Here is a 17,786-nt window from a genome sequence, read left to right on the forward strand (position 1 = left end):
ACGACGAAGTTATCTTTATTACTGAATGAGATTGCTTAGTTTCTCGCAATGACGACAGTACAATTAAAACAAAAATCTGTGGGCTGTGTCTTCACAAACCACATCTAAAAATAAGATATAAAAGACTGGCGATTTGAAACACTCAATCGCCAGTTTAATGTCTCAAATCTCAAAAGAATGAAACCTTTTTTAGACGAAAATTTCCTTTTGCAAAACGAAACTGCTGAAAAGCTTTACCATGATTTTGCAAAATCCTTACCCATTATCGATTATCACAATCACTTAATCCCTGAGCAAATTGCAAATGACAAGCAATTTGAGAACATTACCCAGGTTTGGCTGGCGGGCGATCACTACAAATGGAGAGCCATGCGTGCCAACGGCGTAGATGAAAAATATATTACCGGCGATGCTTCTGATTTTGAAAAATTTGAGAAATGGGCTGAAACTGTTCCATACACACTACGCAATCCTTTATACCACTGGACACATTTAGAATTGCAAAGATATTTCGGCATTACTGATATTTTATCTGGCAAAACCGCCCGTAAAATTTATGATGAATGTTCGGCTAAATTGCAAACGCCAGAATATTCCGTTCGTGGATTGTTGGCTAAAATGAATGTGGAAGCTGTTTGTACTACTGATGATCCGTTAGATAGTTTAAACTTTCATCAGCAACTGGCGGCAGAAGGTGTGGCTTTAAAAATGTTGCCTGCTTTCCGTCCGGATAAGGCGATGAACAGCGATGATGTTGCTGGCTTGAATGAATACATCGATAAATTGGAAGGTGTTGTAAATACATCCATTTCCAATTTTCAGGATTATATTTCCGCATTGAAAAGCCGCCATGATTATTTTGCTGAAAACGGTTGTTCGGTTTCCGATCACGGTTTGGAGCAAATTTATGCTGAAGATTATACTGACGAAGAAATCAGCTCGATCTTTGATAAAATCCGTAGCAAACAAGATATCTCTTACGAAGAAAACCTGAAATTCAAATCAGCCATGCTGATTTATTTTGCCGAGTGGGATCACGAAAAAGGTTGGGTGCAACAGTATCATTTAGGTGCCTTGCGTAACAACAATGCCCGTATGTTGCGCCAGTTAGGTCCAGATACAGGATGGGATTCTATCGGGGATTTTAGTCAGGCCAGAATGCTTTCTAAATTTTTAAACTGCCTGGATAACCAGGATAAATTGGCGAAAACCATTATCTACAACTTAAATCCGGCAGATAATGAATTAATCGCCACGATGATCGGTAACTTCAATGATGGATCTGTTGCTGGCAAAGTTCAGTTTGGTTCTGCCTGGTGGTTTTTAGATCAGAAAGATGGCATGATCAAACAGTTAAACGCATTATCAAACATGGGGCTTTTGAGCCGTCTGGTTGGTATGCTTACAGATTCACGCAGCTTCTTGTCTTTCCCTCGCCATGAATATTTCAGAAGGATCGTTTGTAACCTGTTTGGCGAAGATGTTGAGAATGGCGAATTGCCAAATGATATCGAATGGGTAGGTAAGATAGTGCAGGATATTTCGTATTTTAACGCAAAAAATTACTTTACATTTTAGTTATTGCCCTGGTTCGTGTCATCACGAACCGCAATAATACATGGTTCGTGGAAACACGCATCAAAGCAAAACCGATCAAACACAAAAATGAGTGACCAAATATTATCCTTAGCAAAAAAAGGAGAAAAAGTTTTAAGTTTTGGAGAAATCCTGTTGCGTATCTGTCCGGATATGGATGGGCAATGGCTAAAGGAAAGTAAACTGCCGTTTTATGTAGGTGGAGCTGAGCTAAATGTGGCTACAGCTTTGGCACTTTGGAACGTTCCATCAGCTTATCTTTCGGCCATGCCTGATAATTCTGTAACCCGGGAAATTGAAGATTACTTAAAGGTTCGCAATATCGATACCTCGCCAATGGTTTTTGATGGCGATCGTTTGGGTTTATATTATCTCCCGAAAGGAAAAGATTTAAAAAATGCCGGCGTAATTTACGACAGGGCAAATTCTTCTTATGCTGATTTAAAGGTTGGCCAGATTAACTGGGACGAAGTTTTTGATGGTGTAACCTGGTTCCATTTTAGTGCCATTTGTCCTGCCATTAACCAATCCATTGCCGATGTGTGCCTGGAAGCTTTAAAAGCAGCCAGCGAGCGGAATATTACGATATCATTGGATTTAAATTATCGTGCTAAACTCTGGAAGTATGGTAAAGATCCAATTGATATTTTACCAGAACTGGCCAAATATTGCACCTTGATTATGGGAAATGTATGGGCAGCCAATAAAATGTTGGGTACGGCACTTCACGAAGATTTGTTACCTACCGAAGGTTATGCAAAGGAAACGTTACTGCAACAGGCAACGGATACGGCTAAAGAAATATTAAGTTTGTTTCCGGCATGTAAGGCTGTAGCCAATACTTTCCGTTTTGATCATGGAAAAGGCATCAGGTATTACACCGCAATTTACACGGAAGATAAGCTCACCGTATCTGAAGAATATGTTTCAGAAGAAATTTTAGATAAAGTGGGCAGTGGCGATTGTTTCATGGCTGGTTTGATTTATGGTTTTTACAACCACTTACCCGTTGATGAAACATTAAACTTCGCAACTGCAGCTGCCTACGATAAATTATACATAGCAAGCGATGCGACAACCAGCACCGTAGCAGACATAGAAAAAAGAATTATACGCCATGATAAGTAACCAGCACAAGATTTTAGATGCCATTTTAGAGCAAGGAATGCTTCCACTTTTCTATCAGGATAGTGAAGCTGGAAGTATTGAAATATTACGCACTTTGTACAATTCCGGCGTTCGCGTTTTTGAATATACCAACCGTGGGAAATCGGCTTTGCCAAACTTTAAAAAGTTAAAGGAAATCCGCGATGCCGAAATGCCTGATCTTTATTTAGGAATTGGAACGATTAAAACAGCTGCTGATGCGAATGCATTTATCGAGGCAGGAACCGATTTCATCGTAGCACCAATTGTAAACCCTGAAGTTGCTGAAATTGCAAATAAAATTGGAATGCTTTGGATTCCGGGTTGCATGACACCAACGGAAATCAGCATTGCTCAGGAGCACAAAGCGATGTTAATCAAAATTTTCCCGGCTAACATTTTAGGTCCGGAGTTCATTTCATCGATTAAAGATCTTTTTGCCGGGCAGTTATTTATGCCAACAGGTGGGGTAGAAATTAATCTGGATAACCTGAAAACCTGGTTTAAAGCCGGCGTTTGTGCTGTTGGTATGGGCAGCAAATTAATCAGCAAAGATGTAATGACAAAAGGTCTTTACGATGAATTGGCCGAAAATACAAAACTAGCGCTTGAGTTAATAAAGCAAAGTAAATAACCTAATACACCTAACCAAAATGAACCAACCTAAAGTAGGCAATTACAGATGGACGATATGTTTACTCCTGTTTCTTGCTACCACCATAAATTACTTAGATCGACAGGTACTTTCGTTAACATGGACAGATTTTATTAAACCGGAATTTCACTGGGATAATAACGATTATGGAAATATCACAGCATTATTCTCCATTTTCTATGCCGTATCCATGCTTTTTGCTGGCCGTTTAGTTGATAAGTTAGACACCAAAAAAGGCTTTTTATGGGCGATTGGTGTATGGTCGGTCGGGGCATGTTTACACGCATTTTGCGGCATTGCAACTGCTGGAATTATCAGTGGAGACTGGTTTGTAGGTTTTGAAGGCGCAAAAGATGTGATCGAAAAAATCAACGATACCGGAATGGTGGTATCAGTAAGTGTAACATTATTCATCTTCGCCAGGTTTGTGTTAGCTGTTGGAGAGGCCGGGAATTTTCCTGCGGCCATTAAAGCCACAGCAGAATATTTCCCTAAAAAAGACAGGGCATTTGCCACCAGTATTTTCAATGCAGGTGCAACCGTTGGGGCATTAGCCGCTCCAATTACAATCCCTTTCATTGCTAAGGCTTACGGCTGGGAAATGGCTTTCATCATTATTGGTGCTTTAGGTTTTGTTTGGATGGGCCTTTGGGTTTTTGTTTACAACAAACCTGAATTGCACAAAAGGGTTAGTCCGGAAGAATTGGCCTACATTCAGCAGGATGTAATCAACGACAGGAAAATGGCCGATTACGTGGAGGAAACCAAAGAAAAAGTATCTTTTATTGATTGCTTTAAATACAAACAAACCTGGGCTTTCGCCTTCGGTAAGTTTATGACGGATGGTGTTTGGTGGTTCTTTTTATTCTGGACGCCGGCTTACTTAAAATCTGTTTACGGGATGGATTCTACCCAAAGCGCCTTGCCATTGTTTGTACTTTACATGATCACCTTGCTTTCAATCATCGGTGGTTGGTTGCCAACCTATTTCGTAGATAAAAAAGGAATGAATCCTTACGAAGGTAGAATGAGAGCGATGCTAATTTTTGCATTTTTCCCGCTTTTAGCGTTAGCAGCGCAGCCACTTGGTCACATTACTTATTGGATTCCCGTGATCATCATCGGTATCGCAGGTGCAGCACACCAGGCTTGGTCGGCCAATATTTTTTCTACCGTTGGCGATATGTTTCCTAAAAAAGCAATTGCAACCATCACTGGTATTGGCGGTATGGCTGGCGGTATTGGTTCATTCATCATCAATAAAGGCTCAGGTTTACTATTTGATTACACCGGCAAAAATGAAATCGTTTTTATGGGTTTCAAGGGAGAAGAAGCTGGTTATTTCATCATCTTTTCAATCTGTGCGGTATGCTACCTTATCGGGTGGACGGTAATGAAAACACTGGTACCAAAATATAAAGTAATAGAACTCGCTTAAAAAATAACTGAAGATCCGGGCTAAACTGGCTACGAATCTTCAGCCTTAAAATAAATCTATAGTTAAACTATGGATTAACACAATTATAAACCTAATAACCAACCAAATTGAGCACAACTTTAAATCTCGAAAGTATTTTCGTTGAAGAAAGCCAGATTCCGGAGGAATTTCGGCTCAAAGAAGAAATCAATCAAAAAGAGTTTCTCTCCAATGGAGAAATGAAAACATGGACCGGGCCTTTCAATGAGGTCTTTTCTCCGGTTTGCGTGAAAACGCCTGAAGGCTATAAACGCAAACGGATTGGTAGTTTTCCGGTATGTACCGAGAAGGAATCAACTGAAGCATTGGATGCAGCTGTAGCTGCTTACGACAATGGTCGTGGGCAATGGCCAACCATGAGCGTGGCAGACCGCATTACCTGCGTAGAAAATTTCACGCACAAAATGCTTGAGCAAAAAGAAATTGTTGCCAAGTTAATTATGTGGGAAATTGGTAAATCTTATGCTGATTCAATAAAGGAATTCGACCGTACGGTAGAATACATTTATGCTACGATTGATGCCTTGAAAGATATCGACAGACAATCCTCACGTTTTGAAATTGAGCAGGGAATTGTGGCGCAGGTTCGCCGCTCTCCACTTGGTGTGGTGTTGTGTATGGGTCCTTTTAATTATCCTTTGAATGAAACTTTTACCACCTTGATTCCTGCTTTGATTATGGGCAACACGCTTTTATTCAAACCACCTAAACATGGTACGTTATTGCATTATCCGTTATTGGAAGCTTTCCGTTCCAGCTTTCCAAAAGGCGTTGTAAATACAATTTACGGCCGTGGAAATACCATTGTTCCGGGCTTGATGAAATCTGGAAAGATTAATGTGTTGACGTTAATTGGCTCAAGTAAAGTAGCCAATGAGTTAAAGAAACTGCATCCAAAAGTAAATCGCTTACGAGCAATTTTAGGCTTAGATGCTAAAAATGCAGCCATCATTACTAAAGATGCTGATTTGGATTTAGCCGTTTCGGAAACTGTTTTGGGCTCACTTTCATTTAACGGACAGCGTTGTACAGCGTTGAAAATTGTTTATGTACACCGCAGCTTGGCGCAGGAATTTTTAAAACGTTTATCTGCCGAAGTAGAAAAATTAAAATTCGGTATGCCATGGGAAAAAGGTGTAAACCTCACTCCGCTGCCAGAATTAAATAAACCTGAATATCTGAAAGATTGTATCGACGATGCTATTGCTCATGGTGCAAAGGTGGTAAATAAAAACGGTGGACAAACTTTCGAAACTTTTGTGTACCCAGCTATTGTTTACCCTGTAAACAGCAACATGAAATTATATCGTGAAGAGCAATTTGGTCCGATTGTTCCGGTAGTGCCTTTCGATGATTTGGAAGAGCCAATCGAATATCTCATCGGTTCTCCTCATGGCCAGCAGGTGAGTATTTTCAGCAACAACGCTGCGGTAATTTCATCATTGATTGATCCTTTGGTGAATCAGGTGAGTCGCGTAAATATCAATTGCCAATGCCAACGTGGGCCGGATGTATTCCCTTTCACAGGCCGTAAAGATAGTGCCGAAGGAACACTTTCTGTGGTAGATGCCTTACGTTCGTTCTCCATCCGTTCGTTAGTGGCTACTAAATTTACAGATGACAACAAGAAGTTATTAAATGAAATTGTGAATGGAAATGATTCCAATTTCTTAAGTACGAAGTATATTTTCTAGAAGGTGTACTAATAAATAAAGCCACAAATTTGCAGATTAAAACTGCGAATTTGTGGCTTTTTGCTTTGCATTATCCTCGGTGAAATTCGGTTCAAGCCATCGAACTCCCAAAGATACCGTGGTCTTTATTTCAAATGCTTCGCTAAACCTAATTTGCTTTCTCTCATCCCTTGCACTGCGAGGCCTGCAATTTCTTTAGCGCCATCGGGGCTTAAATGCGTATCATCTTTCTTTCCTTTAGGATAATTTACATGACCGGAATCAACATGAAGGAACAATTTAACGGAGCCTTGATCGCCTAAACGATTAAGCAGGTTTTCGGTTTTCAACAGCATATCGATTAACGGAACTTTCAAAGAATCTGCAACTTTTCGGGTTACTGCCGGATAACCACCATGAGAATCAACTAATACCCCGTTTTTGAAACTTCTTCTCGAGATGGGCGTGAGCAAAACCGGTATGGCCTTTTTACTTCGGGTTTCGTTTACATAGTTAACCAGGTTAATTTTAAAATCGTCCAGGGTAACACCCACCGTTGGTTTATCAACCTTTTCATCGTTGTGGCCAAACTCTATAAAAACATAATCACCAGCTTTTAGCTGGTCAAGTATGGGCTGCCAACGATTTTCAGCCCGGAAAGATTTTGTACTTCTGCCATTCAAAGCACGATTATCTACTTTTACTTCATCCTTAAAAAAAGCTTGAAGCGCCATTCCCCAGCCTGTTTCCGGGTAGGCCTTTTCAGATTTATTGGCCGCAGTTGAATCTCCAATGATGTAAAGTGTAGTTTGTTTTCGCGATAAAGTAAAGGCGCTAAATATCGCTGTACCAAACAATAAAACAAGGCAAAGTTTAAATTTCATATTAGTTGCTTTTTAATGGGTTCCATTGATCGGTTCCACTCAGTATATTTTTCAGTGTGTAGATTTTTGCTTCTTTTTCCGATAACTGTTTCGTCCACGATAGTCGGGTTTTCGGAGAAGCACCCTGCCCGGAACTCTTAAATTCAGCGTAAAAAGCAGTTTTTTCTTTGTCAGGAAACATTTTGTCGCCTTTCCATGGATTCCATCCTTCGGGAACAATATGCTTTCCTAAATCGCAGTTTATAAAAACAGTTTTTGCATAAGGCCGCCAGGGTCGGCCGAGATAGGCCCTTTTTACAGCGCTGTCTGCAACAATTTTACAGTTTAAAAAAACGAAGCCATATGGCTGATTTTTCGAGGTGGAAGCAGCGGTTATATAAGAATCGCTCAGGTTTTTAATGATGCAGTTTTGGAATACCGCTGTAGCCTTGCCAAAGATAAAATCTGTTGTTCCCTCAATGGAACAATCCTGGTAAAACTGTCGGCTGTTTGCTGTGGCGGCATAAAGTGTATCCTGGTTTCCGAGGATACTGCAATGCTTTGCCACAAAACGATCGCCCTCTACGTGTAAGGCCACTGCCTGCCCAACCCGCCCTGCTGAGTTTACAATGCTTAAATTTTCAAGCGTAACATCATTGCCCTGAATTAATACCGTATAAGAAGTGTAGGTAGACATTTTTGGCAGGCCAAACGCATCTAATCCGCTAACAATAACCTTTCCGGAAAAATCATTATTGGTAATGATGGTGTGGTCTTTACTCTCGCCAATCAGTTTTACTTTTGTTTTCCAGGAAGGAATGATAATTTTCTCCCGGTAAATCCCATTTTTTATATTGATGGTCACTTCTTTTTCACCCAAATCTCTGATTGAATTGATGGCCTCCTGAATGGTTTTGTAATTTCCATTTCCCTGTTGCGACACCGTAATCTCTGAAGGATATTTAGGATCCTGAGCGTTGACCTTGCTAACTAATAATAGCAATAAAACTAAAGCTGCATACTTAATTGGGTGGGATAGGATCATTTTATAAATTTAAAACCTACAATCTAAATTTCAATAAAAAAGGGCAGATAAAAATCTGCCCTTCCGAAAATAACGGGATTAATTTCTCCAACGGGGATCGCCGATTCCATTTGTTCTCAAATCTGACTGGCTAATGGTAAAATTACCTGCAGCTACATTTGTAAAACCAGGATTTAATGTTGTGAAAGTACCTGTATCATACTTTGCACCTGCCGTAGCACTTCCAGACATATATGTTGCTGAATTAAAATAATTATTGCCTGTAAAGTTTGCCGGTACAATGATCGTTGAGGCTTGGTTAGTCAATATTCCACCAGAATTGGCTACGATGTTTTTTGAAAAATAAATTTCATGTTTAGCTAAACGCACATAAAACAATCTGTTGGCCGCACCATTAGTTACACCATTTAGTGTATTGGTTGCTACCGTAATTACCGATGTAAATGCCGGGAAGTTGGTAGAGCCTGCTGGATCCATCCGGAAAAAATCTCTTGCAATAACCGAATTGTAAACCGTGTTGTTAGAGAAGTTAAGCGTTTTCGCTAGTCCTGCCCTAAAATCAATAAAATCACCACCGTTACATTCAATATTGCTGATGAGGTTACCTTTGATGGATACCGATTCGATTAATGCTTTCACATTTACATAAATAAAACCTTTGGTGTAGTTTCTGATGTTACAATTTTCTACAGATAGGTTTCCGTAGGCAGCATCTAAGGCATCATCATAAATAATTGTTTGGTTACCGTTTAAAGCGCCTGTACCATCAATATCTAGATCTTTTAATGATAAGCCGGCATTCGATTTCATTCTGAAAATCATCCCTTTCACAATTGGCTTATCTGTTGGTCTGGCACCTTTTATCGAAATAGATTTAGAAACCAACACATCAGCATTTACAGTGTAAGTACCCGGGAAAAGTGCAAAAACATCACCGGCATTTGCATTGGCAATTAAGGTTGCCAGGTTATCTGCCGGGGTTACCGCAATGGCACCACCCAGATCAAGTAAAGTTGTAAAAGTAATTGATCCACGAACTTTTGTGCCATTCAGTAATTTTGCTGTGTAGGAAGTTTCTCCGGTTAAACCTGTAATTACCGCCTCACCTGCTGCTACTTCTGCAGCGGTAACATTGCGGGTAATATTGCCAGGCATTAAAGTAATGGTAGACGCCGCTTGTCCGGCAGGCCAGTTTAGCACCGCTGAAGTTGCTGTTAGTTTTGCCGTATTCACCGTCTGGAAAATTTGTTCGGCATCAGTTTTTGCCGTGGCGGTAACATATTTTGAATCTGTAACGCCTTCGCCTATTGCTTTAACCCGAATCGCATATTGCGTATCGCCAGCAAGGCCAGCAACGGTATAAGGCACCTGCAAGAAAGTGATGTCGTTTACGGTTTTTACAGGTGTACCTGAAAAGTCAGGCGTTTCAAAAACCTCAACGGTGTAGGTTTTGGCATTGTTTACCGCTTTCCAAGCTAATCGGATTCCTGTTTTATCAACAACAGTTGCAGTTAAGCCTGTTGGCGAAAATGCCCTGTCAACCTGCAGCTTCGTAATCTCTTCAGTAATGTTATCCTTACAGCTAGAAAAACCAATTACAGTTATCAGGCAGAAAAATAAGGTATATAGATTATTTCTATTCATAGCGCAATTCATTATAGATTCAGGTTTTTATTATTTAACAGACCGTTTGATGAGTCGAGGAAAACTTGCCAGATTGGCCAAACTTGCTGTGCATTCGGGTCTTTAACGGCTAAAGCATCCCAATATGTTGAGGCATCGCCTGAAGCAGCAAGCGACCAGGTTTTATTTGAAGTATAACCCAAAGCAGCTCCCTGTGCATCAGTATCGCCATAATTCAAGCCATAAATTTCTACAGTTTCGCCATTTGCAGCCGTTTTGTAATAAATTTTCAACGGTAACGCAGCATACTTGCCTTGTCTGTTTTCCAATTGCTGTAATTTAGTTTTAGCCTCCGCAATTTTGGTGTTTAATAAATTCCATCGGATTAAATCACCCTTTCTTAACATCTCGCCAGTAAATTCCAGGGCTCTTTCATTTACAATAGCATCAAAGAAAGCTTGCTTAGATGCTGTTGCAGCAGCCATAAATGTGGTTACTTTGGCTGCGTTGCCCGGGAAAGCACGATCACGGATCATTTTTAAATAAGGTGCCGCTGCAGCAGGACCGTCCAGTTCGTTGATGGCTTCGGCAGCCATTAAAACTACATCAGCATAACGCATGTACATCCAGTTTAATCCATCATCATTTGTAGAGGTCACCCTTCTTTTCATCCATTCGTAACGGTATTTACCGAAATACAAACGACCTAAACTCGAAGGTACCTGATAGCCGCCCGTATCACCGGTTCCACCATCCCACTCGTATGGAACAACGGTAACATCTCTCCTTACATCGCCAGTTTCGTATTCATAAAGCATAATTGGGTTGGGTCCGTTTGTACCACCTTTATTTTGCCCGGTATATTTATCGGTTTTTAAATGTTTTACACCTAAATCGAAAATCACGCGGCCTCTTCCTTCGCTAAAAGGAATTTCCCAGATAGATTCTAAACCTGCAGCACCTGCTTCTTCGTTTAACTTTCTGAACACTTCCTCGAAACCAAGCAAGCGCAGTTTGCCACTGTTAATGATATCTACACATTCTTTTTTGGCAATGGCATACATTTTGTCTTTTGATAAATCTGCATCCGAGCTTAAACGAACTGTTCCGTCTAAGCGTTGAGCATATCCACCCGCGGCCAATGCCAAACGAGCTCTTAATCCTTTGGCAAAAGCCTTACTTACCCGCTCTACTTTGGCTGTTGTGGCGTTATCGTTTGGCCATGGCAAATAACCTGCAGCCTCATCCAAATCTTTTAAAAGTTGTTTGTAAATGATATCTCTGTCGTTTCTGGCTAAATAAGTTGTTGCAGTTGTAATTGGCTCGAAACGGGCAGGCACATCACCCCAACCTTTAATTAAATCATTATACAAAACGGCACGAAGTGTTAAAATTTCACCTAAAATTTGTGCCATTTGCGGACTGCTTTCAATTTTGCCATAGGTTCTAATCCCTCTGATGGCCAAATTTGCCCGCTCAATACCTTCATAAAATTTCGCCCATGCATTATTATCGGTATTCATTTGCCCGTTGTTCACATTGGCATTGTAATTCGATAACCTTGATTTATCATCTGATGTAGCTTTTAATGCATTGTTTACTTCAGTATCATTGTTTATCCCATAAAAAACAAGGAAACGACCACGATAGGAGTTGGTTTCACCAAACGACTGAATAATTCCGGCAACGGCCCCTTCTGCCAAACCCGGAGTGGCAAAAATAACCGATTCATCTAACGACGATTTTGTTGGCGCATCCAATGCTTTTTTACAGCTGTTTAAAGTTGTAATCCCTGCAACCATGAACAGGATGTATATAATCTTTTTCATCTTCTTAATAATTAGAAATTAACATTCAATCCAAATACGAACGATTTGCTTTTCGGATAAGCAGAGTAATCTACACCTGGCGTTAAATTTGTTCTTCTTCTGGTCGAAACCTCCGGATCAAATCCTGTATAATTGGTTAATAACCATAAATTGTAAGCGGAAGCATAAACCCTTAGTTTTTTCATTTTCAGCTTTTCCGAAATTTTTAATGGTAAGGTATAACCTAATGTTAAGGTTGATAAGCGTAAAAACGAACCATCTTCAACTGCCCAATCGCTAAGCACAAAGGTTCTCATGTATGGCGACCATAATGTGGTATTTGCATTCATCGCGGTCAACTCTGCCGGATCGTTGCTAATTGTTCCATCAGGGCGAAGGTTATTCCAGCGACTTCCGCTTGCCATGGTAGAAATCATATTTCGCGAACTGTATTTACTGGTTGATGTATATTCGATTTTATTGGCATTATAGATATCATTTCCGTAACTCCAGTTGAAATAGGCACCAATATCAAAACCATAGATACGGGAGTTAACCGAGAAACCACCTGTGTTAAGTGGATTCGCATTTCCAATAACCGTACGATCTGATAAATCAATTTTGCCATCGCCTGAAAGATCTTCTATTTTCATCGATCCCGGACGAAGTGCGCCGATAAATGAAGTGGCATCAACAATGCCTGGTTTCAATGTCCAGGTGCCGGTTGTGGCGTTATATCCTGAAAAATCAGAAACTTCATATCTTCCCGCATTGCGGTAACCATAAATTCTGCCAACTGAGGCGCCTTCTTCAACTAAATAATCTACACCAATCTCAGTAGATGCCCAGCCAGACTGGCCGTTGATATTTTTGATCGAACCAAGTGATACAACTTTGTTCCTGTTAAAATTGATGTTGGCACTGAAACTTAAATCGAAATTGGTTTTTCTAATCGCATTCCAGTTTAGGGAGAATTCCAAACCTTTGTTTTGGGTTTCACCAATGTTGCGGTATTGAAAATCATAACCTGTTCCCGCCACTGGGAATTGTAATAACAAATCTTTCGTTCTGTTCAGGTAAGCATCAACAGTACCTGTAACTTTTGAGTTGAATAATGAAAAATCCAATCCAACATTTTTAGTTACGGTAGTTTCCCATTTCAAATCAGGGTTAGCCATTGTTTTTGAAGCAGCCCAATAGTTGTTGAAACCATTAACCCAGGTGGTAACCGAGTTTTGGAAAGTTTGGTTCATTTGTCCCGGAGGAATATTGTTGTTACCTGCTGTACCATAACTAGCCCGCAATTTTAAGTCGGTTAACCATGATTTGGTTCCTTTCATAAAATCTTCCTGTGAGATTCTCCATGCTCCGGAAACAGACGGGAAGTAACCCCACTGATTTTCGGGAGAAAATTTCGATGAACCATCTGCCCTGAAGGTAGCGCTCAATAAATATTTGCCCATGAAATCGTAATTCGCTCTTCCAAAAAATGAAAGTAGTTTGTCATCAGGAGAAAAGTTGTTATCAATTGAATTGGCTTTTCCCTGCGTGGTTAACACCCGGGCATCCTGAAAACCAAATGATTTAGGAAAACCATGAACCACGTTGGTTAATACGCCGAGCTCTGTTTTAATAAATTCCTGCCCCAACAACACATTTAAATTATGATCTTTACCCAAAACCTTACTGAAATTGTAATTCAGGGTATTGGTATTTCTGATGCTGTTTCTATTGGTATTGGTTAAAATTAAAGCCGGAAGATTTTGATTTTCAGCAGAAGGCACATTTCTCACGTAATAAGTTGTTGTACCATAAAAACGATCCATATCATTTCTAAAGCCATCATAACCAACTTCTGAGCGTAACCTTAAATTCTCAATGATGTCGTAACTGATTGCGCCATTGATATTGTATGTTTTGCGGTGAACATATTGATCGTTATCCGAAATGGAGATCAATGGATTGTAAAGGTTAAACTCATCATCAGTTTCTGTTGTAGTAGTTAAACCCGGCACCGGAAAAGATGGATATAACATCGCGTTTTTTAAGCGTGAATCGGCTGAAGAAACTTCATTCTGTTCGTTAGCACCGCCACCTTTGGTCTTTGTATCTGCGTACCTCAAACCAAAATCAAGTGTAAGCCCTTTATATAATTTATGGTTGAGTTTGAAGTTGATGTTTTGTCTTTCAAATTCTGAAAGCTGCATAATTGCCTTATCTTTCACAAAGCTATGGCTCAGGCTGTATTTAGTTTTATCGCCGCCGCCGCTGATGTTTAGATTCTGGTTAAAAGTAGTTCCGGTACGACCGAAAATAATTTCCTGCCAATCATTCGCAGGCACATTTCGATACAAATCAATGTCTTGGAAATTGCCAAAATACTGCGTATAATCATTTGGGGTTTTATCTAAAAGCGCCCTTTCATATTGCCAGGTTACGTAATCCAAAGGGGTTAATACATCAAGCTTATTTGCCAGTTGCTTAACACCGGTAAATACATTATAGCTTACGGATGTTTTACCATCTTTGCTGTTTTTGGTGGTGACCAAAATCACACCATTTGCACCACGTGAACCATAAATAGCGGTTGAAGAAGCATCTTTTAATACATCGATGGTTTCAATATCCTGTGGCGCAATATCGGCTATAGAGGCCACCGGGAAGCCATCAACGATATATAAAGGCGAGTTATCGCCAGTGATGGAACCGCCGCCGCGAACGCGAACCACTAAATCTGCATCTGGAGATCCTTCGGTAGAAGCAATGTTGATCCCAGCCACACGACCTTGAATGGCCTCTAATGCTGATGATACTGGCGCTGCAGCTATCACATCCGCACCAACTGATGATACTGCACCGGTTAGATCCTTTTTACGAACTACACCATAACCAATATTTACGGTAACTTCCTGTAAGGTATTGGCATCTTCTTCTAACGAAACATCCAGTTTGGTTTGATCAGTAAGGGTGATGGTTCTGGTTTTATAGCCAATATAAGTAAAGGTAACCACGCCACCATTTTGAGGGACAGTAACTTTGAACATACCTTTTGCATCCGTACTGGCACCGGTTTTGGAATCCTTAACGGTGACACTTACACCAACGAGGGCTTGTCCATCAGCCTTATCTTTTACCGTTCCGGTTAACTGCCTGGTTTGTGCCAGCGCTACGGAAAATCCAAAAAAAGATAGAAATGAAAAAACGAGTAAAACTCTGCTCATAATTATGGGATTAAATAAAATATTTGGTTTTTAAAAATTGCGCAATCGCTCGCACGTAGAATTTAATTCTATTCCTAAAGATTATTATGGGTTTATATTTGGTTAGATTGGTATAACAATTTTACAAACTTAAAATTGATTGTAGCTGATTTTAGGCAAAAAACTGTGCAAACGTTCCCAAAAACGTTGTTTTAACGCTTATTAATAGGCGGCTTGGAGCAACCTTAAAAGATATTTTTTTGTAACTTGTACGCATTACCAGAAAATGAGATTTGAAACTTCTACCATAAAAGACATTGCCAAAGCGCTCGGACTATCTACTTCGACTGTTTCAAGAGCTTTGAGGGATCGTTATGAGATTAGCGAAGAAACGAAAAAGCTTGTTTTAGCTTATGCGGAAAAGGTAAATTACCGTGCAAACCCAATTGCCCGCAGTTTAAAGGAAAGAAGAAGTTATTCTATCGGGATTATTGTAAGCGAAATTGCGAACAACTTTTTTTCGCAGGTAATTAATGGCATCGAATCAATTGCCTATGACCGCGGTTACCATGTCATTATATCTCAAACACACGAATCGTATAAGCAGGAAAAACTCAATGTAGAGCATTTGGCATCTCGTTCAATAGATGGCCTTCTGATTGCGCTTTCATCCGAAACGCAGGACATTAATTATCTACGCGACTTGTACGCGAAAGGCCTGCCCATCGTTTTCTTTGACCGGGTGCCTGAAGATTTTGCAACCCATAAAGTGATCGCTAATAACTTTAAAGGTGCTTTTGATGCTACGGAACACCTTATTCTATCGGGGAAAAGAACAGTAGCGCACTTAACTAACTCTGAAAATCTTTCGATTACGCGAGAACGGTTAAAAGGTTATCAAGCTGCACTGGCAAAATATCATATCGAATTTAAACCCGAATTGGTTAAATATTGCCAGCATGGCGGTATGCACAGTGAGGAGTTGGAACAAGCTGTAAAGGAGCTTTTGCCTTACAAACCTGATGGCATCTTTATTTCGAGCGATCGGTTAACCACGGGTTGCATTATGGCTTTGAAAAAAACAAACCCAGAAATTGCACACAAAATTGCCATTGCAGGATTTACCAATTCAAACCTGGTGGAACTTTTTTCGCCATCGCTAACTTCTGTAAAGCAGCCCGCATTTGAAATGGGTCAGGTGGCCACCGAACTATTAATTTCGATGATTGAAGCCAAAAGACCAGTTACAGAATTTGAAACCAAAATATTAGATACTGAATTGGTAAGAATGCAAAAAACCCTTGGAAACAGATTTCTATAAATACGTTACTTGAAGTATTTTGCTTTGAGCTTTGATGAAGACAAAATTCTTCACTGGCCACCCTCGATTTTAATCGCTCAATTTCACACTCCAAACTAATTACTACCTTTGCAGCATGGTAGAAATCGTATTAAAAAAGGGAAAAGAAAAAGCTGCATTACAAAGACATCCATGGGTATTTTCTGGCGCATTGGAAAAAGTAAAAGGAAAACCAGCAAATGGTGAAGTGGTTAAAGTTTTCGCTTTTGATCAAGAATTTCTTGCCTATGGTTATTACAACAGCAATTCTCGTGTAGCCGTTCGCCTTTTAGAATGGGATGAAACGCAAACCATTAATAAAAATTGGTATGAGAGCCGTTTGAAACAAGCCATCGCTTCACGCCAGTTCATTCTCTCTGAAGAAACAAACACTTGCCGTTTAGTTTTTAGCGAAGCGGATTTTTTACCTGGATTAATCGTAGATAAATATGCTGATTTTCTTTCTTTGCAGATATTAAGTTCGGGCATTGAAAGTGTAAAAAACGATATTGTTGATATTTTAAAAGCGCAACTCAAACCCAAAGGGATTTTTGATAAGAGTGATGCCACTGCCCGAACACATGAAGGTTTGCCTGTTGAAAATGGTTTGCTTTGGGGCGAAAATCCACCTGAATTTTTAGAAGTTAGGGAGAACGGAATTGCCTACAACATCAATATTGCGGAAGGCCAGAAGTCGGGTTTTTATTGCGATCAACGTGATAACCGAAAAATTTTAGCCAGTTATACGAAAGGCAAAAAAGTGCTGGACTGTTTCAGTTACAGTGGTGGATTTAGTTTGAACAGTTTGGCCAATGATGCAGCAAGCGTAACAAGTGTGGATAGTTCGGCGCTGGCGGTAGAAACACTTCAGCAAAATGTAGCCCTGAATAAATTCGATTCAGAGAAAGTTACAACCATTCAGTCTGACGTAAATAAACAACTCAGGGCATTTAAAGAGGCCGGAGAATTGTTCGATATAATTGTTCTTGATCCACCAAAATATGCACCCTCACGTTCTGCATTAGATCGGGCAGCAAGAGCTTATAAAGATTTAAACAGACTAGGCATGTTATTATTAGAAAAAGGTGGATTGTTGGCTACGTTTTCTTGCTCTGGCGCTGTGGATATAGAAACATTTAAACAAATTATTGCCTGGGCTGCACTTGACGCTGGAAAAGAAGTTCAAATTATAAAACAGTTCTGCCAACCGGAAGATCACCCGGTTAGAATTTCCTTTTCTGAAGGAGAATATTTAAAAGGACTGTTGTTAAGGGTTTTGTAACGTCAGTTATTGCCATGGACGCACGAAAGTCAAGGAAGCTGGTTTGCAATTTTCCGTGATCTCTGTGCTTCTGTGGCAA

General features: G+C 40.1%; 12 protein-coding genes. 7 read left to right on the forward strand and 5 right to left on the reverse strand.

Annotated elements, in window-relative coordinates:
* Positions 1-177 precede the first annotated feature (177 nt).
* From uxaC to R2Q70_RS03140, 5 genes are all read left to right on the forward strand, one after another.
* A complete protein-coding gene (uxaC, locus tag R2Q70_RS03120) occupies positions 178-1,578 on the forward strand; it encodes a glucuronate isomerase (protein ID WP_316806199.1) in 1,401 nt (466 codons plus the stop codon).
* 87 nt (positions 1,579-1,665) lie between these two features.
* On the forward strand, positions 1,666-2,724 hold the full coding sequence (locus R2Q70_RS03125) for a sugar kinase (protein ID WP_316806200.1): 1,059 nt from the start codon (positions 1,666-1,668) through the stop codon (positions 2,722-2,724).
* The gene (locus tag R2Q70_RS03130; protein ID WP_316806201.1) at positions 2,714-3,376 is read left to right on the forward strand and encodes a bifunctional 4-hydroxy-2-oxoglutarate aldolase/2-dehydro-3-deoxy-phosphogluconate aldolase; all 663 of its coding nucleotides are present in this window, start codon (positions 2,714-2,716) and stop codon (positions 3,374-3,376) included. The genes R2Q70_RS03125 and R2Q70_RS03130 overlap by 11 nt, the downstream gene beginning before the upstream one ends.
* A gap of 19 nt (positions 3,377-3,395) precedes the next feature.
* A complete protein-coding gene (locus R2Q70_RS03135) occupies positions 3,396-4,835 on the forward strand; it encodes an MFS transporter (protein WP_316806202.1) in 1,440 nt (479 codons plus the stop codon).
* 107 nt (positions 4,836-4,942) lie between these two features.
* A complete protein-coding gene (locus R2Q70_RS03140) occupies positions 4,943-6,568 on the forward strand; it encodes an NADP-dependent glyceraldehyde-3-phosphate dehydrogenase (protein ID WP_316806203.1) in 1,626 nt (541 codons plus the stop codon).
* Positions 6,569-6,693: 125 nt separating this feature from the next.
* Here R2Q70_RS03140 and R2Q70_RS03145 read toward each other — a convergent pair whose 3' ends face one another.
* From R2Q70_RS03145 to R2Q70_RS03165, 5 genes are all read right to left on the reverse strand, one after another.
* Complete coding sequence (locus R2Q70_RS03145; RefSeq protein WP_316806204.1) at positions 6,694-7,431, reverse strand: rhamnogalacturonan acetylesterase; 738 nt, start codon at positions 7,429-7,431, stop codon at positions 6,694-6,696.
* Position 7,432: 1 nt separating this feature from the next.
* Positions 7,433-8,455: a pectinesterase family protein gene (locus tag R2Q70_RS03150; protein WP_316806205.1), complete on the reverse strand. Its 1,023-nt coding sequence runs from the start codon at positions 8,453-8,455 to the stop codon at positions 7,433-7,435.
* A 78-nt stretch (positions 8,456-8,533) separates the two neighbouring features.
* Positions 8,534-10,099 carry a DUF4957 domain-containing protein gene (locus R2Q70_RS03155; RefSeq protein WP_316806206.1) on the reverse strand — a complete coding sequence of 522 codons (1,566 nt, stop codon included), beginning with the start codon at positions 10,097-10,099 and terminating at the stop codon, positions 8,534-8,536.
* A gap of 11 nt (positions 10,100-10,110) precedes the next feature.
* Positions 10,111-11,907 carry a RagB/SusD family nutrient uptake outer membrane protein gene (locus tag R2Q70_RS03160; protein WP_316806207.1) on the reverse strand — a complete coding sequence of 599 codons (1,797 nt, stop codon included), beginning with the start codon at positions 11,905-11,907 and terminating at the stop codon, positions 10,111-10,113.
* A gap of 11 nt (positions 11,908-11,918) precedes the next feature.
* Positions 11,919-15,107 (reverse strand): TonB-dependent receptor, encoded by a 3,189-nt coding sequence (locus R2Q70_RS03165; protein WP_316806208.1) that lies wholly within the window; start codon positions 15,105-15,107, stop codon positions 11,919-11,921.
* Between the two features lie 265 nt (positions 15,108-15,372).
* Here R2Q70_RS03165 and R2Q70_RS03170 point away from each other — a divergent pair, with 265 nt between their 5' ends.
* Both R2Q70_RS03170 and R2Q70_RS03175 read left to right on the forward strand, forming a co-directional pair.
* Positions 15,373-16,407 carry a LacI family DNA-binding transcriptional regulator gene (locus R2Q70_RS03170; protein WP_316806209.1) on the forward strand — a complete coding sequence of 345 codons (1,035 nt, stop codon included), beginning with the start codon at positions 15,373-15,375 and terminating at the stop codon, positions 16,405-16,407.
* 115 nt (positions 16,408-16,522) lie between these two features.
* The gene (locus tag R2Q70_RS03175) at positions 16,523-17,707 is read left to right on the forward strand and encodes a class I SAM-dependent rRNA methyltransferase (RefSeq protein WP_316806210.1); all 1,185 of its coding nucleotides are present in this window, start codon (positions 16,523-16,525) and stop codon (positions 17,705-17,707) included.
* Positions 17,708-17,786: the final 79 nt, after the last annotated feature.

The sequence above is a fragment of the Pedobacter agri genome (assembly GCF_032678665.1).
Classification (GTDB): Bacteria; Bacteroidota; Bacteroidia; order Sphingobacteriales; family Sphingobacteriaceae; genus Pedobacter; species Pedobacter agri_A.